Origin of the sequence: Pontibacillus salicampi (assembly GCF_042434395.1) — a bacterium.
GTDB lineage: Bacteria > Bacillota > Bacilli > Bacillales > BH030062 > Pontibacillus > Pontibacillus salicampi.
Genome location: NZ_JBHLTP010000003.1, coordinates 131,106 through 151,169 on the forward strand (window position 1 = coordinate 131,106; position 20,064 = coordinate 151,169).

Annotated in this window: 18 protein-coding genes and 1 other annotated feature; of the genes, 16 read left to right on the forward strand and 2 right to left on the reverse strand. The window is 40.7% G+C overall.

Annotated elements, in window-relative coordinates; all coding sequences use genetic code 11:
* Positions 1 to 28: 28 nt before the first annotated feature.
* The gene (gene sspI / locus ACFFGV_RS02100) at positions 29 to 247 is read right to left on the reverse strand and encodes a small acid-soluble spore protein SspI (protein WP_377344916.1); all 219 of its coding nucleotides are present in this window, start codon (positions 245 to 247) and stop codon (positions 29 to 31) included.
* A 124-nt stretch (positions 248 to 371) separates the two neighbouring features.
* On the opposite strand from sspI, the gene ACFFGV_RS02105 reads away from it, so the two are divergent.
* From ACFFGV_RS02105 to ACFFGV_RS02125, 5 genes are all read left to right on the forward strand, one after another.
* A complete protein-coding gene (locus ACFFGV_RS02105; protein WP_377344917.1) occupies positions 372 to 1,109 on the forward strand; it encodes a TrmH family RNA methyltransferase in 738 nt (245 codons plus the stop codon).
* Between the two features lie 52 nt (positions 1,110 to 1,161).
* Positions 1,162 to 1,409, forward strand: a binding site (T-box leader).
* 56 nt (positions 1,410 to 1,465) lie between these two features.
* On the forward strand, positions 1,466 to 2,500 hold the full coding sequence (pheS, locus tag ACFFGV_RS02110) for a phenylalanine--tRNA ligase subunit alpha (protein WP_377344918.1): 1,035 nt from the start codon (positions 1,466 to 1,468) through the stop codon (positions 2,498 to 2,500).
* 15 nt (positions 2,501 to 2,515) lie between these two features.
* Positions 2,516 to 4,948: a phenylalanine--tRNA ligase subunit beta gene (gene pheT / locus ACFFGV_RS02115; RefSeq protein WP_377344919.1), complete on the forward strand. Its 2,433-nt coding sequence runs from the start codon at positions 2,516 to 2,518 to the stop codon at positions 4,946 to 4,948.
* Between the two features lie 332 nt (positions 4,949 to 5,280).
* Positions 5,281 to 6,114 (forward strand): YitT family protein, encoded by an 834-nt coding sequence (locus tag ACFFGV_RS02120; protein WP_377344920.1) that lies wholly within the window; start codon positions 5,281 to 5,283, stop codon positions 6,112 to 6,114.
* Between the two features lie 36 nt (positions 6,115 to 6,150).
* The gene (locus tag ACFFGV_RS02125; protein ID WP_377344921.1) at positions 6,151 to 6,651 is read left to right on the forward strand and encodes a hypothetical protein; all 501 of its coding nucleotides are present in this window, start codon (positions 6,151 to 6,153) and stop codon (positions 6,649 to 6,651) included.
* Between the two features lie 178 nt (positions 6,652 to 6,829).
* Here ACFFGV_RS02125 and rnhC read toward each other — a convergent pair whose 3' ends face one another.
* On the reverse strand, positions 6,830 to 7,771 hold the full coding sequence (rnhC, locus tag ACFFGV_RS02130; protein ID WP_377344922.1) for a ribonuclease HIII: 942 nt from the start codon (positions 7,769 to 7,771) through the stop codon (positions 6,830 to 6,832).
* A gap of 143 nt (positions 7,772 to 7,914) precedes the next feature.
* Between rnhC and zapA the strand changes: the two genes are divergently transcribed.
* The 11 genes from zapA to trxA all read left to right on the forward strand — a co-directional run bounded on the left by zapA (position 7,915) and on the right by trxA (position 19,811).
* Positions 7,915 to 8,190, forward strand: coding sequence for a cell division protein ZapA (zapA, locus tag ACFFGV_RS02135; protein WP_377344923.1), 276 nt, complete (start codon positions 7,915 to 7,917; stop codon positions 8,188 to 8,190).
* Entirely contained in the window at positions 8,183 to 8,743 is a 561-nt protein-coding gene (locus tag ACFFGV_RS02140; protein ID WP_377344924.1) for a CvpA family protein, read from the forward strand. The genes zapA and ACFFGV_RS02140 overlap by 8 nt, the downstream gene beginning before the upstream one ends.
* A 77-nt stretch (positions 8,744 to 8,820) precedes the next feature.
* Positions 8,821 to 10,545 carry a DNA polymerase/3'-5' exonuclease PolX gene (polX, locus tag ACFFGV_RS02145; protein WP_377344925.1) on the forward strand — a complete coding sequence of 575 codons (1,725 nt, stop codon included), beginning with the start codon at positions 8,821 to 8,823 and terminating at the stop codon, positions 10,543 to 10,545.
* Between the two features lie 24 nt (positions 10,546 to 10,569).
* Positions 10,570 to 12,912 (forward strand): endonuclease MutS2, encoded by a 2,343-nt coding sequence (locus ACFFGV_RS02150; protein WP_377344926.1) that lies wholly within the window; start codon positions 10,570 to 10,572, stop codon positions 12,910 to 12,912.
* A 20-nt stretch (positions 12,913 to 12,932) separates the two neighbouring features.
* Positions 12,933 to 13,337, forward strand: a complete 405-nt coding sequence (locus ACFFGV_RS02155; protein ID WP_377344927.1) for a DUF350 domain-containing protein — start codon at positions 12,933 to 12,935, stop codon at positions 13,335 to 13,337.
* 893 nt (positions 13,338 to 14,230) lie between these two features.
* Positions 14,231 to 15,925: an AMP-binding protein gene (locus tag ACFFGV_RS02160; RefSeq protein ID WP_377344928.1), complete on the forward strand. Its 1,695-nt coding sequence runs from the start codon at positions 14,231 to 14,233 to the stop codon at positions 15,923 to 15,925.
* Between the two features lie 141 nt (positions 15,926 to 16,066).
* The gene (gene fadR, locus ACFFGV_RS02165; RefSeq protein ID WP_377344929.1) at positions 16,067 to 16,657 is read left to right on the forward strand and encodes a fatty acid metabolism transcriptional regulator FadR; all 591 of its coding nucleotides are present in this window, start codon (positions 16,067 to 16,069) and stop codon (positions 16,655 to 16,657) included.
* Between the two features lie 14 nt (positions 16,658 to 16,671).
* On the forward strand, positions 16,672 to 17,445 hold the full coding sequence (locus ACFFGV_RS02170; RefSeq protein ID WP_377344930.1) for an enoyl-CoA hydratase: 774 nt from the start codon (positions 16,672 to 16,674) through the stop codon (positions 17,443 to 17,445).
* Positions 17,446 to 17,464: 19 nt separating this feature from the next.
* Positions 17,465 to 18,238, forward strand: coding sequence for an electron transfer flavoprotein subunit beta/FixA family protein (locus tag ACFFGV_RS02175; RefSeq protein ID WP_377344931.1), 774 nt, complete (start codon positions 17,465 to 17,467; stop codon positions 18,236 to 18,238).
* Positions 18,239 to 18,267: 29 nt separating this feature from the next.
* Complete coding sequence (locus ACFFGV_RS02180; RefSeq protein WP_377344932.1) at positions 18,268 to 19,248, forward strand: electron transfer flavoprotein subunit alpha/FixB family protein; 981 nt, start codon at positions 18,268 to 18,270, stop codon at positions 19,246 to 19,248.
* A 128-nt stretch (positions 19,249 to 19,376) separates the two neighbouring features.
* Positions 19,377 to 19,811: a thioredoxin gene (trxA, locus tag ACFFGV_RS02185; protein ID WP_377344933.1), complete on the forward strand. Its 435-nt coding sequence runs from the start codon at positions 19,377 to 19,379 to the stop codon at positions 19,809 to 19,811.
* Positions 19,812 to 20,064: the final 253 nt, after the last annotated feature.

Genomic DNA, 20,064 nt, shown 5'->3' on the forward strand with positions numbered 1-20,064 from the left:
AGCCAAGGTATAAACAGTGTAGCACGGTCTATTTAGCAGCTTGCTGTACCCCTTGTTCTAAGGTTTCCAGCATTTCTTTCTTTTCAGCTTCATCGGCATTTTCCCATATAAGCTCAAATAAAACCCCTAATCCAGGAAGCATTTTTTCTTCTCCGCTTTGGATGGCCTCGACAATTGTTGCTTTCAACTGATCTGTATTATTTCCAGAAACATTTGATAAAATGGCATTACGAAGATTTAAATCCATCATCGCACCTCTTTTCTTTAGACGTTCGGTATGGGCATAGTTTGACCAAGCGTACTAGAAATATGTATGATGGATTAGATTTCATAACTTATGGGACATAATAGAGGATAGAGGATGAGCGACTTTGATTACATCATTGCAAAATGGGTACGTGAAAAAATGGCGAAAATTAAAACGTAAAAGAGGCAGGGAAAAGGAGCAGGCATTTCTTATTGAAGGGTTCCACCTGCTTGAAGAAGCGTTACAGAGCGATTGGACAGTGGAGGAGATAATTTTTCGTGAGGGTATCGATATTCAAAACGAATGGCAGCCCTATAAATGGTTTCAGGTAAATGATGCGGTATTTCAGGAAATTACCCAAACAGAAAATCCCCAGGGTGTTGCGGCAGTCGTTAGCATGAAGGAAATAGAATGGTCTGGAGGCTCACGAGTGTTAATGCTTGATTCTATTCAGGATCCTGGAAACTTGGGAACTTTAATTAGAACGGCAGATGCAGCAGGCTTCGATGGAGTAATCGTAGGACAGGGAACGGTAGATCCATTTAATGATAAAGTGCTTCGAGCTACGCAAGGTTCTATGTTTCATGTACCGATATATGTGGGAGACATAGCAAAATGGACGGCTGAGCTAAAGCAACAAGGCTTCGCTATCTGGGCAACGGCTCTCGATGAAGCGACCTCCTACCAACACCTGCCACCTGTAACACCAGTTGCACTTATGGTTGGGAATGAGGGAGCTGGTGTTCAGAAGGATTACTTGGAGATAGCAGATGAACGCGTCCACATTCCTATTTATGGAGAAGCTGAATCATTAAATGTAGCAATTGCCTCCGGAATTTTAATGTATTATTTACGCTCCTAGGGTTGCAACTTTGTCTTTGCTTCCCTATAATAAGTTAAAGTTAATATAATACGTAAAAGCGTTGAAAGAGCTAGTAAATGATTACGTCATTACAGTTAAAGGGAAGAAATGTCATGGACTGAGAGCATTTCTACTGTAGTACTCATTGAAATTTCACTCTGGAGCTGACACTAGGACCTTGCGATAGTAAGTAAAGGTGTTCCGGATTGTAATCCGTTAACAATGAAATTGAGTGGTCACTTGTCATACAAGTGTCAACCAGGGTGGTAACGCGTGATATATATAAGTCTCGTCCCTTTTTATAGGGATGGGGCTTTTTTTTTGTATATAGGTTTGATTATAAAGGAGGAAACGTGATGAAGGAAAGGTTAATGGAACTGAAGCATGAAGCGCTTGAAAAAGTAACACATGCAACAGACGTGAAAGGTCTTCAGGATGTCAGAGTACAATACCTTGGGAAAAAGGGTCCTATTACGGAAGTGCTCCGTGGAATGGGGAAATTGTCTGCGGAAGAACGTCCTGTAATTGGTCAGCTTGCAAACGAGGTTCGCGAAGAAATAGCTAATGCTATTGAACAAAAACAGGCGAATCTTGAGGCAGCTGCCTTAGAAAAGCAGTTAGAAGATGAAACAATTGATGTCACGTTGCCAGGTCGGCCGGTACAGCAGGGTGGCCGCCATCTCCTTACCAATATCATTGAAGAGATAGAAGATCTGTTTATAGGGATGGGCTTTGAAGTCGCGGAAGGTCCTGAAGTAGAAACAGACTATTATAACTTTGAAGCATTAAACTTACCAAAAGGTCACCCGGCTCGGGATATGCAGGATTCGTTCTATATTACAGAAGAGCTGTTGATGAGAACGCACACCTCTCCTGTTCAAGCGAGATCCATGGAGAAGCACGAGGGGAAAGGACCTGTGAAAGTTATTTGCCCTGGTAAGGTGTATCGCCGTGATACCGATGACGCGACTCACTCTCACCAATTCACTCAAATTGAAGGTTTACTAGTAGACGAACACGTTCGCATGAGTGACTTGAAAGGTGTTTTGAATGCTTTTGCTAAACAAATGTTTGGTGAAGAGAGAGAAATACGACTTCGTCCAAGCTTCTTCCCATTCACAGAACCATCTGTAGAAATGGATATTTCCTGTAAAATGTGTGGTGGAGAAGGCTGTTCAGTTTGTAAAGGGACAGGATGGATCGAAATATTAGGTGCAGGTATGGTTCATCCAAACGTATTAGAAATGGCTGGCTACGATTCTAACAAATATACAGGGTTTGCTTTTGGTATGGGACCGGAAAGAATAGCAATGTTGAAATATGGAATCGACGATATAAGACATTTCTATACCAACGATGTTCGTTTCCTAAATCAATTCCATAAGGCGTAAAGGAGGAGGAATCATATGTTCGTATCATTAAATTGGCTCAAGCAATATGTAGACCTACAAGGGCTATCGCCAGAAGAGCTGGCAGAGAAAATCACAAAAACCGGTATCGAGGTTGAGGGTGTGGAAGCATTCGGATCTTATATCCAACAGCTAGTAGTAGGCCATGTTGAAGAGTGTGAACAGCATCCGAATGCTGATAAATTAAATGTCTGTCAAGTAAATGTGGGAGAAGAGATGCTGCAAATTGTTTGTGGAGCACCTAATATTGCTGCTGGTCAGAAAGTAGCAGTGGCAAAGCCGGGCGCTGTGCTTCCTGGTAATTTTACAATTAAAAAAGCTAAGCTGAGAGGTGTAGAATCAAATGGTATGATTTGCTCCTTGCAAGAGCTTGGTATTGATGCTAAATATGTACCAAAAGAATACGAAGATGGTATTTATGTTATGCCGGAAGATGCAGAGACAGGGGCAGATGCTAATGCACTCCTGAATTTGGATGATGTTATTTTAGAGCTTGGCTTGACTCCTAATCGTTCAGATGCATTAAGCATGTTAGGAGTAGCCTATGAAGTAGCAGCTATATTGGATCAACCGCTCCACCTTCCTGAAGAAGAAGTTCCAGTAGTAGACAGGAAAGCGGAGGATGCTATCGCTGTGAATGTAGAGAATCCTGAGCTTAATCCGTATTATGGGGCGTTTGTTATTCGTAACATTACAGTAGGGCCTTCTCCATTATGGATGAAAAATCGTTTGATATCAGCCGGTATTCGTCCAATAAATAATGTGGTGGATATTACGAACTACGTATTGATGGAATATGGTCAGCCACTTCATGCTTTCGATTATGACCGCTTTGGCTCGAAGGAGATCGTTGTAAGGACAGCAGTAAATGGGGAGACATTCCGTACACTCGATGATGAAGAGCGAACTCTTTCTTCTGATCAGTTGGTAATCACAAATGGTCAACAGCCCGTTGCACTAGCAGGTGTTATGGGTGGGGCTGATTCAGAGGTGCAAGAAGATACAAGCACCATTTTAGTAGAAGCGGCTTACTTTGATGCTCAAACAGTGCGTAATACATCTAAAGCTCATGGATTAAGAAGTGAATCCTCTATCCGTTTTGAAAAAGGCGTCGATCCTGACCGGGTGAAACGTGCTGGACTTCGTGCCTGCCAATTACTTGTGCAGTATGCTGGTGGAGAAGTATTAGAAGGAATCGTCGACTTTGATGAACTATCCTATGAGGAGGAGAAGGTTTCCTTTACGACTTCAAGGATGAATCATGTTATCGGGGCTGAAATGACCCATGAGGATATTAAAGAAATTTTACGTAAGCTTCAATTTGAGTATAGTCAAGATGGAGAAACGTTTGAAGTACACGTTCCTACACGCAGACAGGATATAACTATCTTTGAAGATATGGTCGAAGAGATAGCAAGAATGTATGGGTACGACAACCTTCCATTTACTATGCCACAAGGCGCTTCCAATGCTGGAGGACTTACGAATCATCAATCCTTGCGCCGGAAAGTACGCACTTATCTCGAGGGGGCAGGTTTATCCGAGGCTATTACCTATTCGTTAACAACAAATGAAAGAGCGAATTTATTAGTTTCCCCTGAGCTGGCAACAGGAAACAAACGTCCCGTTCACTTGGCTATGCCGATGAGTGAAGAGCATAGTCATTTGCGTTTAAGCATGCTTCCTGAGCTGTTAGCTTCAGCATCCTACAACGTCGCCCGTAAGCAGCAGGACGTCATGTTCTATGAAGTAGGTTCTGTATATGTGACCGAAGAGGAAGTGCTCACTTCCCAACCTATAGAGCAAGAAAGGTTGGCTGGTGTGTTGACAGGTAATTGGTTAGCACATGCATGGCAGCAAGAGAAGAAGGCAGTCGATTTCTTTGTGGCAAAGGGGATACTAGAAGGACTGTTTCATTTCCTCGATGTAACATCAGCCGTTCGTTTTAAGCAAACGAAATTAGCTGGAATGCACCCTGGACAAACAGCAGAAGTTATACTGCATGACCAAACGATAGGTTTCGTCGGTCAGCTTCATCCTTCCTTACAAAAACAATACGATTTGAAGAGCACGTTTGTATATGATATTGATCTACAAGCTGTGATAGAGGCTGCCGAACAGGAAGAAAGCTATACTCCAATCCCTCGCCACCCATCTGTCAGCCGAGATATTGCACTAGTGGTGGACGAAGATGTAAAAGCAGCAGAGCTGCAGCGTACGATTATGGAAACAGGACAACCATTGGTTCAGCACGCATTGGTTTTTGACCTTTATCAAGGAGAGCATTTACCAGAAGGGAAGAAATCTCTTGCCTTCACGCTTCGTTATTTAAATCCTGAGCGTACATTAACGGACGAAGAGGTAGAAGAGACGCATCAAGCTATTCTTGAGAAAGTAAAAGAGTCATTTAATGCAGAGCTAAGAGGGTAAAGAGAACCCAGACAGTATAACCTGTCTGGGTTTTTCAGCATGTACACTACACTAGAAAAAGAACGGCTGATGGAACAGCTCTCCCAGCATTTATAGGCGAATTTTTACATTTATAAGCTGATTTTAAAAAATATGAGCGAATTTCAAAATTTATGAGCACCACACCAGAAAATCGCAAACCCCTCCAAGCGGAAAAGGATTGGGAGCTTTTTCTATGATTATCGAAAACAGTTTCCTCGTATATGTGCCCTTCAAGGAATTCTATTTTACGATTGACGTCTTTTCCCCCATAATAGTATCTAATAAAAAACTAATATGGGGAAGGATGGGTGATGACGGTGAAGTCAATAATGTCTAGAATTGTGCTGATCACGATTGGGTCGCTTATATTTGCAATCGGTATTAATTATTTTGCTATTCCTAATAAACTCGCAGAGGGTGGTGTAATCGGGATTGCACTCGTACTCCACTATGTGTTGGATTGGTCCACAGGCCTCGTCACCTATATACTTAACATTATTCTAATTGGAATCGGGTATAAGTTTTTAGATAAGCATATGATGGGATATACGTTATATGGAGTAGCTGCTCTGTCCATTGCCTTGTGGGTAACGGAAGGAATTGGACAGCCTGTTGTAGATGATACATTATTGGCACCTATATATGCAGGATTATTCGTTGGAGCAGGAGTGGGGATAACATTTCGTTCTGGTGCTACATCAGGCGGAACACAAATCGTCTCCAAAATGCTGAATCAATACTTTGGATGGAGCATGGCCAGCGCTACCCTTGTAATCGATTTATTTGTTATTGGGGCATCTGTGTTTGTAATAGGACAAAAAAAAGCAATGCTTACTTTAATTGCAATCTACGTAGGGGCGAAAGCCATTGATTTTATTGTGGATGGTATGAATATACGAAAGGCAGTTACTATTATTTCAGATGATTCTGAGCTAGTATTAGAAAAAATAAATGAAAATTTCACAAGAGGTGTGACTGTCTTTAATGGACAAGGTGGATACACCAAGGAAAAGAAGAACGTATTATTTGCAGTTGTTAATTTCCAAGAAACGGTTAGACTGCAAAGACTAGTGGAAGAAGTAGATTCTGAAGCTTTCGTTGTAATACATGATGTGCGTGGTGCGTTTGGTGGAGGATTTAAATAGCTATACTGCAAATAGGAAGAGAAGGGAGACATAGGAATGGATACATTTTTAAAGAAGCACGGAACAATGATTGAAGAACATATGAGGGAGAAGTTAATAGGTAAAACGATAACGAATGTATATGAGCCTGAAGTATCAGAGGTGGTTAGAGGATATATACAATATGATAAACGCCCATTATTAGCTGTTCATTATAGGTTTGCCGATAAGACAGAGCAGAACCAAAAAGCGGAAGATACTACCCAGAAGAAACCATTTGTAGAATTTGCTACAGAGCATTTTGTGAATCGGACTATTGAAAGGGTAGACATACACCTGGACAGTGGTGAGTATTATGTTGGTGTATATGTGGATGATGTAAGTGAGGACGGAAAAGTAGCTCTTCAAGTCCCATTGCACATCCATACCCATCATATAGATGAACAAGGAGACCCGGATGTATCGGATATTCCTATTTGGATTACGAGAGTCATTGGATTAGAGCCTCCGGAAAAACACCCGGAAGAGCAAGTGGTCGAAGAACCGGCTGATGAATAAAATAGTAGAGGTAAATAACCGTCCTTGTTTTAACAAGGACGGTTATTTTGTATGTATAGGTAACTTTCCTACTCCCTATATTCTGTTACGGTGCAGCCCCTCCACTTTATTCCCATTCCTCTATATTTTCTCCTTCAAGGCTTAAGATCATATCATCTATATGCGTTCATAAATAGCGTTATCGTTTGTGCAGCCTTTCCAGTGCTTTCTCTGTATTAGCGAAGTGAACCTTGGCATATCCCTGTAGAGCTTCTGAGCCTTGTTGCTGGATAAGGGTGGCAGCAACTTGATCAACTCGCTGTGATGCACCTTTTAATAGCTCCATCCCAGCTTCTTCAGAAAGCTTATTCATTTGTTTTACAAATGCAGATCTTGCAATGATAGAACCTGCTGCAACAGCTATAGAATGAGATTCAGCTTTTGTTAGAAAGTATGTGTTAGGCGGTAAAACCTCTTTTTCGGAAGCAAGGTGTTTTTTATATACTTGTGGTTGGGCAAATTGATCAATTACCCAAGCTTCCGGCTCAAACCCCAGTTTATTTACTAATTTTTTATAAGCTTGATGATGCAGCATTGTCTTCATCTTCCCTTGTGTCCAGCCTTTTTGCTGAAGTTGATTATATTTCTCATTTCTTAGTACTACTAGAGAATATGGTATATTCATCTCGACAATGCGCTTTGCGATTCTTTGTATTTCCGGGTCCTTTAAATGTTTGGAATCCTTTACTCCAATTTGCTTTAGGGCATGTGTTTGCTCCTCTGTAACATACGCACAAGCCACGGTTATAGGACCGAAATAGTCCCCAGTACCCGCTTCATCACTGCCTACATGACTGGATTGTAGGATTTTATCTGATGGAGTATAGGGTGTTACGGCATTGGGCTTTGTGCTTTTTTTTGAAGGGGAAGAGGAGGCAGCATTTCCCCATTTATTTGCTTCCTGAAAATGATTAGGCCCCTGAAATAATACCTTTCCAGATTGATAGGCAGTAATAGAGCACCCTTGTACCTTGGCAGAGAATATGGAGCCTGGTGGGGTGGAGCCTTTTAAACTTGTATAATAATGCTTTTTCATACTGTATATTTGTTGTTTCGAAAGCTTCAATACAGATTGCGACATGCTATTTCTCCTTTGTAGTGCGTTTCATTCAGTATATCAAAAAAATAGTTATGTGAAAGATTGGAATGATAATGCTTTTTTTCTTTATAATATTCATGTTAATATATACGTTAGGATTCTATAGTGGATGAGGGGGCTTCTCTGTGTCGCAATCTGACAAAAAACGAACTACGGTTGACATTCATAACCGCACCTATAAGATAGTAGGAGACGAGCCTATTCATCATATGCGTATGGTGGCGAGTCTAGTCGATCAACAAATGAAAGAAATTCAAGAGTCCAACCCCCGTTTAGATACAGCTCAACTAGCTGTTTTAACGGCAGTAAATACAATGAATGATTATATAAAACTTAAAGAAGATTACAATCAATTATTAGAACAAAAAAAGAAAGATGAGGATCATACAGAGCATGATTGATTTATTATTGCTTGTCATATTTGTATTAGGATTTCTAATTGGATTACGACGTGGATTTGTACTTCAGCTTCTTCATATGACGGGCTTTATTGTCGCATTTGTCGTAGCCGTCATATATTATGATGATTTGTCCCCGAAGCTTGATTTATGGATTCCCTATCCTGAATTACCAGAAAGCCAGCAATGGGCTATATTTTTAGAAAATGTATCACTAGAAAGTGCCTTTTATAACGCAGTCGCGTTTGCAATAATCTTCTTCGGTATAAAGATAATAATGCAGATTATTGCTTCTATGCTTGATTTTCTGGCGGATTTACCAGTCCTGAATGTGGTAAACAACCTATTTGGTGGTGTATTAGGGCTGCTTGAAATATATTTTATTGTCTTCCTATTTCTTTATCTTGGAGCATTAGTACCAATTCCATTTATTCAAAATGCAGTGGATGGCTCCTTTATAGCACAAATGATTATTGAACACACGCCGCTGCTATCTAACCAAATCAAGACGTTATGGTTTGAGCATGTAGCAGAGCACCTACCAAACTTCTCTTGATGGAGAAGTTTTTTCTATACTATTGGATAATTTTGTTAAAACTATCACGAAGAAATTATAAGAAAATGGGTGAACTCATGAGTATAGATAAAAAAGAATTAATTAAAAAATTAGAACGCATTGCAGTGTACCTGGAATTAAAAGGGGAAAACCCTTTTAAAATTTCTGCCTATCGAAAGGCTGCCCAAGCATTAGAGACAGATGATCGATCCCTATCAGAAATTGATGATTTCACGAAGATGAGTGGAATCGGTAAGGGAACGGCAGCTGTTATTAATGAATTAGTGGAAACAGGTGAATCAGCTACGTTAACCCAACTCGAAGAGGATGTGCCTTCAGGTTTAGTTCCATTACTCCAATTACAGGGCCTTGGTGGGAAGAAGCTGGCAAAGCTTTACCAAGAGCTCGGTGTGACAGATGCTGCTTCCTTAAAACAAGCGTGTGAAGAAGGAAAGGTCCAGCAATTAAGCGGGTTCGGGAGTAAAACAGAGGAGAAAATCCTCCAGGCTCTAGAAGACGTTACTAAGCGCCCAGAGCGGTTACCTATAGCTGTAATGCTGCCAATAGCAGAAAAGATTGAAGCTCATTTAACGAACATGCGTGCTATCGAAAAATATTCGAGAGCTGGCAGTTTGCGAAGAATGAGAGAAACCATCAAAGATATAGATTTTATCATCGCCACAAATGATTATGAGGCGGTTAGAGAGCAACTATTAGAAATAGAGTCGATTAAAGAAGTAGTAGCTAAGGGAGATACAAAAGTATCGTTAGTGCTGGCTGAAGGATATGATATTGGAGTCGATTTTAGGTTAGTGGAGCCTCATGAATTTGCCTCTACTCTCCATCATTTTACAGGGTCCAAGGATCATAATGTTGCTATGCGCCAGTTAGCGAAGGCTCAAAATGAAAAGATTAGTGAGTATGGGGTTGAAGATATAGAAACTGAAGAAATGAAGACGTTTAAATCAGAAGATGCGTTTTTTGCTCATTTTGGTTTACATTATATTCCACCTGAAGTAAGGGAAAATAAAGGCGAAGTGGAAGCATTTCAACAAGAGGTCACTCTTCTGGAGCAGGAGGATATTAAAGGTGATCTTCACATGCACACTGCATGGAGTGATGGGGCTCAATCTTTAAAGGAAATGGCAGATAAAGCTATAGAAATGGGATATGAGTATATTGCTATTACAGACCACTCCAAATACTTAAAGGTAGCTAACGGGCTAGATGAAGCTCGTTTACGTAAACAAAAAGAAGAGATAGATAAATTAAATGAAACCTTTGATTCGTTTCATATATTTGCAGGTATTGAAATGGATATTTTACCAGATGGATCACTGGATTTCAGCGATGAGTTCCTTAAGGAAATGGACTTTGTCATAGCATCCATCCACTCTAATTTCAGTCAATCGAGAGAACAAATTATGAATCGGATTAGAACAGCAATGGATAGTCCGTATGTCCATTTAATTGCCCATCCAACTGGCCGGTTAATCGGTAGAAGAACGGGATATGAAGTTGATATGGATCAACTAATGGAATGGGCATACGAAACGAATACCGCATTGGAGTTAAATGCCAATCCAAACCGCCTCGATTTATCCTGGGAGAATGTAATTAAAGCACAGGATAGAGGGGTTAAGATAGCTATTAACACAGATGCACACAATTTTCCTATGTTAGATCATATGAAGATAGGCGTTGGGGTTGGTAGAAAAGGGTGGTTACGTAAAGAGAATGTGTTAAACACCTGGACTAAGGATCAGCTGACAGCCTTTATGAACCAGCAAAAAGAACAATAGACAGATACAAAGGGGATTCAAACCATGGATGATCGTATATTTCATGTTTTAGAATACGACAAAATTATAGAGCAGCTGTCCCAGCAAGCCTCTTCTTCATTGGGGAGAGAGCAGGCAAAGGGGCTAAAACCCTCCAGCGATCTTGAAATTGTTCGGAAGCGGCAAAATGATACAGACGAAGCTGCTAATGTACTGCGATTAAAAGGGCATGTACCATTAGGCGGTATTTCTGATATTAAACCAATTTTAAAGAGAGCTACCATCGGAGGTATGCTGCAGCCAGAAGAATGCTTAGATGTGGCCAGTACAATTTATGGCGGAAAAGTGATGAAATCCTTTATAGAGGAAATTGAGGATGCTTATTTGCCCATATTGAATGAATTAGTAGAGGATATTGTACCATTAAATGACTTAGAGAGAGCGATAAAGAGCTGTATTGATGATCATGGAAAAGTAATGGATGGAGCTTCTGATACATTAAGAACCATCCGCAGTAAAATTAGATCAAATGAAAGTCGAGTCCGGGATAAATTAGAGGGATGGACAAAGTCAAAGAGTAAAATGCTATCGGACGCTATTGTTACTATCCGTAATGATCGGTATGTTCTACCTGTAAAGCAAGAATACAGAGGAGCGATGGGAGGAATCGTACATGATCAATCCTCCTCTGGAGCAACCTTATTTATTGAACCTCAGGCAGTAGTAGAACTGAATAATCAATTACAAGAAGCCAAAGTGCAGGAGAAGCATGAAATAGAGCGTATTCTTATGGAATTATCCGATAAGATCGCAAATGACGAATCCTTTTTATACCAAAATGTGACTATTCTAGGGCAGCTAGACTTTATGTTTGCAAAAGCACGCTTCTCTAAAAGTATCAAAGGTGCTAAACCAAAAATGAATGATCAAGGGATAATTAAAATGAAGTCAGCACGACACCCTTTAATTGATGATTCAGATGTCGTGCCAAACGATATTGAACTAGGAGAAGATTATTCATCCATTGTCATTACAGGCCCAAATACAGGTGGTAAGACAGTAACGCTAAAGCTCGTAGGGTTATGCTCTCTAATGGCGCAGGCTGGCCTTCAAATACCTGCTCTAGATGGCTGTGAAATGACGATATTTGACAATGTATTTGCTGATATTGGAGATGAACAATCCATTGAGCAATCCTTGAGTACCTTCTCTTCCCACATGACGAATATCGTGGATATTTTGAGTAAGGTAGACCATAAATCTCTAGTTCTGTTTGATGAGTTAGGAGCAGGGACAGATCCTCAGGAAGGTGCCGCACTAGCTATGTCTATACTCGACGATGTAGTAAACAGAGGAGCAACAGTAATTGCCACTACCCATTATCCAGAATTAAAGGCCTTCGGATACAATAGAGATGGCGTTATTAATGCTTCCGTTGAATTTGACGTACAAACGCTTCAGCCAACCTATCGACTTCTCATTGGTGTTCCGGGCCGAAGTAATGCTTTCGAAATCTCCAGGCGGCTTGGACTTAAAGAGAACGTTATAGAAACAGCCAAGGGACATATGGGGCAAGAGTCGGAAAGTGTAGAAAATATGATTGCTTCTCTTGAAGAATCGAAGCGCGGCGCCGATAGAGATTACGAGGAAGCAGAAGAGCACCTACAACAGGCGCAACAGCTTCATCGCGATCTGGAAGAAAAATGGGAATTGTTTGAGCAAAAGCGAGAAGAATTGTATCAAAAGGCGGAAGAAAAAGCTCAAAAAGCTATTGATAAAGCTAGGAAAGAAGCAGAAGATATCGTAGCAGAAATGCGCCAAATGAAAAATCAGGCTGAATTGAAAGAGCATGAATGGATTGAAGCAAGAAAACATTTAGACGAGGCTCAACCAGAGCTTGCTAAAAAACAGGCACAACCAAAGCAGAAAAAGCAATCACTGCCTTCCTTGCAACAAGGGGATGAAGTAAAAGTCATCTCATGGAATCAAACCGGTCATATCATTGAGAAAATCAGCGATAAGGAATATCAGGTGCAGCTGGGAATAATGAAAATGAAGGTAAAAGCAAATGATCTGGAATTTGTTAAACGGGAAGAGCCGTTAAAAGAAAAGCCAATGGCGACAGTCAAAGGATCGAGCTATCATGTCAAACCAGAACTCGATCTTCGCGGGGAGCGATATGAGGATGCTTTAAAACGACTCGAGAAATATATTGATGACGCAACTCTGGCTGGATATCCCCAAGTCTCTATCATTCATGGGAAGGGGACAGGTGCCCTCCGTAAAGGGGTAGAGGCGTTTGCGAAACGACATCGATCTATAGCTGCTGCACGGTCCGGCGGAATGAACGAAGGTGGAAGCGGTGTTACCGTATTAGAGCTTCGCTAGATAAAAGAGGGAGAGGTTAGATGAATTTTTGGGAGAACCCTTTCATTGAGACGGCTGCCAGCTACAGCGTCGTAGTACTCTGTGCAATTGTCTGTCTTGCCGTATTCGAAATCGTAACAGGCTATAATAATTGGGATGAGATTAAAAAAGGAAACTTTTCTGTTGCTATGGCTACAGGAGGGAAAATATTTGGGATTGCCAATATTTTTCGATTCTCCATCCAACACAATGACTCTCTCCTGGAAATGATGAGCTGGGGCTTTGGTGGATTTCTTTTATTGTTAATGGGGTATTTTATCTTTGAATTTCTTACTCCTAGCTTCCGTATAGATAATGAGATAAAGCAAGACAACCGAGCTGTAGGATTTATTGCAATGGTTATATCTGTCGGACTTTCTTTTGTAATAGGAGCAAACATAGGATAAGGGAGAGAAGGAACTGTGGAAACCCTGGCTAAAGTTCTAACTGTAGTAGCAATAGTATTTGCACTCATAGGTGTTATCTATATGATGTTCTTTGCATAAAGAACGAAAGAATAAGAAGTATTCCTTAGGCTTCCAACTAACGAGAAAGCATCAGAAGCCTATTGTAGAGAAGCTCCCTTTCCGTTTAATGGATAGGGAGCTATTTTTGCGCGGTCCTCCAACCCATACGTCGCTAAACGGACTCTCTTCGCTTTATATATGGAATCCAGCTGCGGCTCCTAGCTCCTTGCGTCATAAGCATTCTTCACTTCGGAGGCTACCCGCATCCTGCGTGAATCTTGCTTATGCGTACGGAGCTGGGCAGTCGCCTCCGCTTTATATTTAATCCAGCTGCGGTGTCCAGCGACTAGTGGGTTTCGGTCCTCTTCTTGCGATAAGTCAACATCGATGCACGTTGTTCATCGTGTTTCCTTTATCTCATGCGCGGTCCTCCAACCCATACGTCGCTAAACGGACCCCTCCGCTTTATATATGGAATCCAGCTGTGGCTCCTAGCTCCTAGCGTCATAAGCAATCTTCACTCCAGAGGCTTCTCGCCTCCTGCGTGAATCTTGCTTATGCGTACGGAGCTGGGCAGTCGCCTCCGCTTTATATTTAATCCAGCTGCGGTGTCCAGCGACGTATGGGTTTCGGTCCGCTCCTTGCGATAAGTCAACATCGATTCACGTTGTTCATCGTGTTTCCTTTATCTCATGCGCGGCCCTCCAACCCATACGTCGCTAAACGGCCCCCTTCGCTTTATATTTAATATTTTCGAAATATTGTAAATTATATTTCAAATTCAAGGGTTTACCGGTATAATAGTAGTAAGTCTATGTGAAGGGGGTTATGTGGTGGAGAGACTTTGGTTGGAGCATTATCCGGAGGAGATACCTACTTCTATCTCATACGATGAGAAACCGTTGTATGCTTATTTACAGGATAGCGCTGCAAAGTACGAAAAAAAGAAAGCGCTTCATTTTTTAGGGAAGGAACTTACGTATGGGGAATTGTACGAACAGGTTTGTTCCTTCGCTAGTTATCTTCAAGGTCTAGGTTTAGAAAAAGGAGATCGTGTGGCGATTATGCTTCCGAATACTCCCCAATCAGTAATTAGCTATTACGGGGTTCTGCTGGCAGGGGGGATTGTGGTACAGACGAATCCTTTGTATATGGAAAGAGAATTGGAGTACCAATTAAAGGACTCTGGAGCTAGGATGATTGTGTGTCTTGATATTCTTTATCCGAAAGTGACCAATGTGAAAGGGAAAACGGATTTAGAACATGTTATCGTAACGGGAATTAAGGACTATCTACCTTTCCCAAAGAACATGATTTATCCAATGATACAAAAACGTCAATATAAAATGGTAGTGCATCCTGAGCACGGCGGAGATACACATCTGTTTGAGTCGATTATATTAGAGTCTGACGGTGATGTTACTCCTGTTGATATTGATTCAAAAGAAGATTTAGCTTTATTGCAATATACAGGTGGTACCACAGGGTATCCGAAAGGGGTTATGCTTACACACTTTAACCTAGTTGCCAATGCGCAAATGAGTCTCGCTTGGCTGTATAAGTCCAAGGAGGGAGAAGAGAGTATATTAGCAATCCTGCCATTTTTCCATGTATATGGAATGACAGCAGTAATGAACTACTCCATTTCAATCGGAGCAAAAATGATTTTACTGCCTAAATTTGAGGCGAAGGACGTTTTGAAGACGATTCATAAAGAAAAGCCTACTTTGTTTCCGGGAGCACCTACTATTTACATTGCGTTATTGAATCACCCTTCCTTATCCAAATATGACCTTTCTTCTATCGAGGCTTGTATTAGTGGCTCGGCTCCACTGCCCGCAGAGGTGCAAGAGCAGTTTGAACAGGTAACTAATGGTAAGTTAGTAGAGGGCTACGGTTTAACAGAGACGTCTCCAATTACTCATTCTAACTTCGTCTGGGGGACTAGGGTAGGTGGAAGTATTGGCGTTCCTTGGCCTGATACGGATAGTACAATATTTAGAACCGATACGTTAGAGCAAGCGGATGTAGACGAAATTGGTGAGATTGCTGTTAAAGGTCCGCAAGTGATGAAGGGATATTGGAATAGACCGGAAGAAACAGCTAACGTTATGAAGGATGGATGGTTCCTGACTGGTGATTTAGGTTATATGGATGAACGAGGTTATTTTTATATTGTAGATCGAAAGAAAGACATGATTATCGCAGGGGGATTTAATATATATCCAAGGGAAATAGAAGAAGTACTATACGAGCATGAATCTATTCAGGAAGCTGTTGTGGCAGGAATTCCGGATCCATACCGAGGAGAAACAGTCAAGGCTTATATTGTGTTGAAACAAGGTAGCAATGTAACGGAAGAAGAGTTAAATGAATATTGCCGAAAGCATCTTGCGGCATACAAGGTACCTCGCATGTATGAATTTAGAGAAGAGCTTCCTAAAACAGCTGTTGGAAAAATTTTGCGAAGAGCACTGGTAGACGAAGAGAAAAAGAAGGTAGAGGAGCACAATCAAAAAACTATCTGAGCCTCTGGCTCTTTTTATTTTTTTTAAAAACGTTACCTTCCATGGTTTGTATTGACATACTACAACCCTTTCTGTACAATGATAGTGAATGATGATTCATTCATTTTTTCGACAGGAATGTTATGGAGTTAGGGGATTACTATGAAGAAAAATAAACCAAAGTACAAGCAAATAATCGATGCAGCAGTAGAAGTGATAGCAGAGAATGGCTATCACGCCTCACAGGTTTCAAAAATAGCCCGTAAGGCGGGTGTGGCAGATGGAACTATCTATTTATATTTCAAGAATAAGGAAGATATATTAGTCTCCCTTTTTGAACAAAAAATGGGGCAATTTATCGAAAAAATAGAGGAAGAAATCAAAACAAAGTCGAATGCTAAAGAGAAGCTTCTTTCTCTGATAGAAATGCATTACCAGCAGTTGGCCCATAATCATCATTTAGCGATTGTAACACAGTTGGAGTTGCGTCAATCCAATAAGGAACTTCGATTGAAGATTAATGATGTACTCAAGCGTTATATGCTAGTCATCGATCATATTGTTGAGGAAGGAATGGAAGAAAAACATTTCGATCAGAACCTCGATATGAGACTTGTACGCCAATTAGTGTTCGGGACATTAGATGAAACGGTCACAAATTGGGTGATGAATGATCAGAAATATGATTTGATGAAGCAGTCTAAGGGTGTCCACCAATTATTAATAAATGGGTTAGCACAAAAAACGAACTAAAGGAGGTACTACGGTTGGACTATCTTCATTTGGAAAAAAAAGAGCATGTAGCTGTGATAACGATTCAAAGTCCACCAGCTAATGCGTTGGCATCTTACATTTTAAAGGATTTGTCTAAAGCTCTTGATCAATTGGAAGAAGATCAGTCAGTTAAAGCGATTGTCTTGAAGGGAGAAGGGAAGTTCTTCTCAGCAGGAGCTGACATTAAAGAATTCACCTCTCTTCAAGAACAAAGTGAATTTAGTAATCTAGCAACAAAAGGCCAAGATTTATTCACAAGATTAGAAAACTTCCACATTCCGGTTATAGCAGCAATTCATGGGGCAGCATTAGGCGGGGGGCTTGAGCTGGCAATGTCCTGCCACATGAGAATTGTGACAAACTCTGCGAAACTTGGGTTACCAGAGCTGAATTTGGGTATTATCCCTGGGTTTGCGGGGACACAACGATTACCTCGTTATGTTGGCCAAGCGAAAGCATATGAAATGATTCTGACTGGAGAACCAATCACTGGTAACGAAGCTGCTTCTTTAGGATTAGCAAACATGGCAGTTGCAGAAGAAGAATTAGAATCAACCGTTATGGCTCTGGCAAGTAAAATTACAGCAAAAAGTGGACCTTCCATTCACGCTGTTATGCGTCTAATTCCATACTCCTTTACATCTAATTTTGAAAGCGGTTTAAAACGTGAGGGAGAAGAATTTGGAAAGGTTTTTGGGAACAAAGATGCTAAAGAGGGCGTTCAAGCCTTTATTGAAAAACGTAAACCACAATTTAATGATCAATAGTCCTTAAGGGGGTAATGTGATGAATATTTATGTATTAATGAAACGTACGTTTGATACAGAAGAGAAAATTGTGATTAATAATAGTCAAATTGAGGAAGAAGGCGCAGAATTCATTATTAATCCATATGATGAGTATGCGGTTGAGGAAGCTATCCAATTGCGTGACGAGCATGGTGGAGAAGTGACAGTAGTGACCATAGGCGGCGAGGAAGCGGAAAAACAGCTTCGAACAGCGTTAGCCATGGGTGCTGACAAATCTGTCCTAATTAACACAGAAGATGATGTGGAAGATGGCGACCAATTCACGACAGTGAAAATACTAGAGGCATTCTTTCAAGATAAAGAAATCGATTTGTTATTAGCGGGGAATGTCGCTATTGATGAAGCAAGTGGCCAGGTAGGACCACGCTTAGCAGAGCGTTTGGATATTCCTTACGTTACTACTATTACGAATATTGAAATTGAAGGAACCACTGTCCATATCGAACGAGATGTGGAAGGGGACGTGGAAAAGGTAGATACCTCACTGCCTCTTCTTGTAACGTGTCAACAAGGGCTGAATGAGCCGCGCTACCCTTCTTTACCAGGTATTATGAAAGCGAAAAAGAAACCATTAGAGGAACTGGAGCTCGATGATTTAGATCTAGAGGAAGATGATGTTGAAATGAAAACCAAAACGATCGAAATTTATCTTCCGCCTGAAAAAGAAGCCGGTAAGGTGCTAGAAGGGGAAATTGATGACCAGGTGAAAGAATTGGTAACGCTTTTACGTGACGAGGCTAAAGTCCTTTAATAGAACGTTGACTAGAAAGGGGAATAGGTATGAGTAGAAAAATGTTAGTTATTGGTGAAGCACGTGATGGAGTTTTACGTAATGTAACGTTTGAAGCAATTGCAGCCGCTAAGAAAGTTAGCACAGACGGTGAAATTGTTGGGGTAATATGCGGTGCAGATGATTTGGAAGCGGCTGGAAAAGAGATGATTTATTACGGAGCTGACCGAGTAATAACCGTTAAAAATGATCAGTTAAAAACATATACCTCTGATGGCTATGGTCAGGCACTGTTAGCGGTAATAGATGAGGAAAGCCCTGAGGGTATTATTATGGGGCATACTGCAATCGGCAAAGATATTACTCCTAAGCTAGCTAGTAAAATGGAATCCGGTTTAATTTCAGATGCTATCCAAATTGAAGAAACAGGAGAGAATCTGGTATTCACTCGACCTATCTATTCTGGTAAAGCTTTTGAGAAGAAAATTATTACCGACGGTTTACTGTTTGCTACTATAAGGCCAAATAATATTAAAGCGCTGGAGAGAGATGACAGCCGAAGCGGTGAAGTTACAGCTAAGTCTGTTGAAATGAAAGATTTAAGAACCGTTATACAAGACGTAATTCGTAAATCTACAGATGGAGTTGACCTTTCAGAAGCAAGCATCATCGTTGCTGGTGGACGTGGGGTGAAGAGCGCTGAAGGTTTCGAACCCTTGGAGGAATTAGCAGATGTTCTAGGAGCAGCTCTTGGTGCTTCTCGAGGTGCTTGTGATGCTGGGTATTGTGATTATTCACTCCAAATCGGTCAAACAGGAAAAGTTGTTACTCCTGACCTCTATATTGCTGTCGGGATTTCTGGAGCTATCCAGCACTTAGCTGGAATGTCCAATTCTAAAATTATTGTAGCCATTAACAAAGACCCAGAGGCTAATATTTTTAATGTTGCAGACTATGGCATCGTAGGAGATTTGTTTGATGTTGTCCCTAAATTGACAGAGCAAATTAAGCAGATTAAAGTTAATGCTTAAATGAGAGAGGAGTGCTGTGATATAGAATATCACAGTGCTTTTTCTTCTGTACTATTAACGCGCAAGCAGTTAGGTTGCAATGTAAGTCAATGTTTGTTGAAATAAAAGTAAGCTCATTTAGGTAAGGAATGAACCTCCTACCTAAAGGGCATGGTAAAAGTGAACAGATTATTAGCATAAGGCTAATAAAAGTGATATACTTTGAAAAGAAATTTAATTCTTATGAGCAATTGAGGAGGAATTCCCTTATGGCTATTACACATGCAACTGATCAAAACTTCTCACAAGAAACAGGAGAAGGTCTTGTATTGGCAGACTTTTGGGCACCATGGTGTGGACCTTGTAAAATGATCGCTCCTGTACTTGAAGAAATGGATACAGAAATGAGCGAGCAAGTTAAGATTGTTAAGCTTGACGTTGATGAAAACCAAGAAACTGCTGGTAAATTCGGAGTAATGAGTATTCCGACACTATTACTTTTCAAAGACGGTAAAGTAGTGGATCAAGTAGTAGGTTTCCAACCGAAAGAAGCACTAGTTGAACTAGTAAATAAACATTCCTAATAACGCTACCCCAAAAAGCCTGGAATTCTCCAGGCTTTTTTTATTGGCTATGTCAATACCCACGGTAGGCATTAGCTTGTTCCAGATAAATAGAAAATAAGTGGAAAACTTGATTCGAGATATTACAATGTGTATCCATTCTCACTTAGGTAACCCATAATATCTCGAATCATGTCTTCCACATAAGGTCGCTTTTTTCAGAGCATATCTGATTAAGAATAATTGAAAAAGCTATTTCATGGTAAATATTGTA

Excerpts from the sequence above, each read along its gene's own strand:
- sspI (WP_377344916.1), bottom strand. The coding sequence starts at position 247 with ATGGATTTAAATCTTCGTAATGCCATTTTATCAAATGTTTCTGGAAAT.
- pheS (WP_377344918.1), top strand. The coding sequence starts at position 1,466 with ATGAAGGAAAGGTTAATGGAACTGAAGCATGAAGCGCTTGAAAAAGTA.
- pheT (WP_377344919.1), top strand. The coding sequence starts at position 2,516 with ATGTTCGTATCATTAAATTGGCTCAAGCAATATGTAGACCTACAAGGG.
- ACFFGV_RS02120 (WP_377344920.1), top strand. The coding sequence starts at position 5,281 with ATGACGGTGAAGTCAATAATGTCTAGAATTGTGCTGATCACGATTGGG.
- ACFFGV_RS02125 (WP_377344921.1), top strand. The coding sequence starts at position 6,151 with ATGGATACATTTTTAAAGAAGCACGGAACAATGATTGAAGAACATATG.
- rnhC (WP_377344922.1), bottom strand. The coding sequence starts at position 7,771 with ATGTCGCAATCTGTATTGAAGCTTTCGAAACAACAAATATACAGTATG.
- ACFFGV_RS02140 (WP_377344924.1), top strand. The coding sequence starts at position 8,183 with ATGATTGATTTATTATTGCTTGTCATATTTGTATTAGGATTTCTAATT.
- polX (WP_377344925.1), top strand. The coding sequence starts at position 8,821 with ATGAGTATAGATAAAAAAGAATTAATTAAAAAATTAGAACGCATTGCA.
- ACFFGV_RS02150 (WP_377344926.1), top strand. The coding sequence starts at position 10,570 with ATGGATGATCGTATATTTCATGTTTTAGAATACGACAAAATTATAGAG.
- ACFFGV_RS02155 (WP_377344927.1), top strand. The coding sequence starts at position 12,933 with ATGAATTTTTGGGAGAACCCTTTCATTGAGACGGCTGCCAGCTACAGC.
- fadR (WP_377344929.1), top strand. The coding sequence starts at position 16,067 with ATGAAGAAAAATAAACCAAAGTACAAGCAAATAATCGATGCAGCAGTA.
- ACFFGV_RS02175 (WP_377344931.1), top strand. The coding sequence starts at position 17,465 with ATGAATATTTATGTATTAATGAAACGTACGTTTGATACAGAAGAGAAA.
- ACFFGV_RS02180 (WP_377344932.1), top strand. The coding sequence starts at position 18,268 with ATGAGTAGAAAAATGTTAGTTATTGGTGAAGCACGTGATGGAGTTTTA.
- trxA (WP_377344933.1), top strand. The coding sequence starts at position 19,377 with ATGAACCTCCTACCTAAAGGGCATGGTAAAAGTGAACAGATTATTAGC.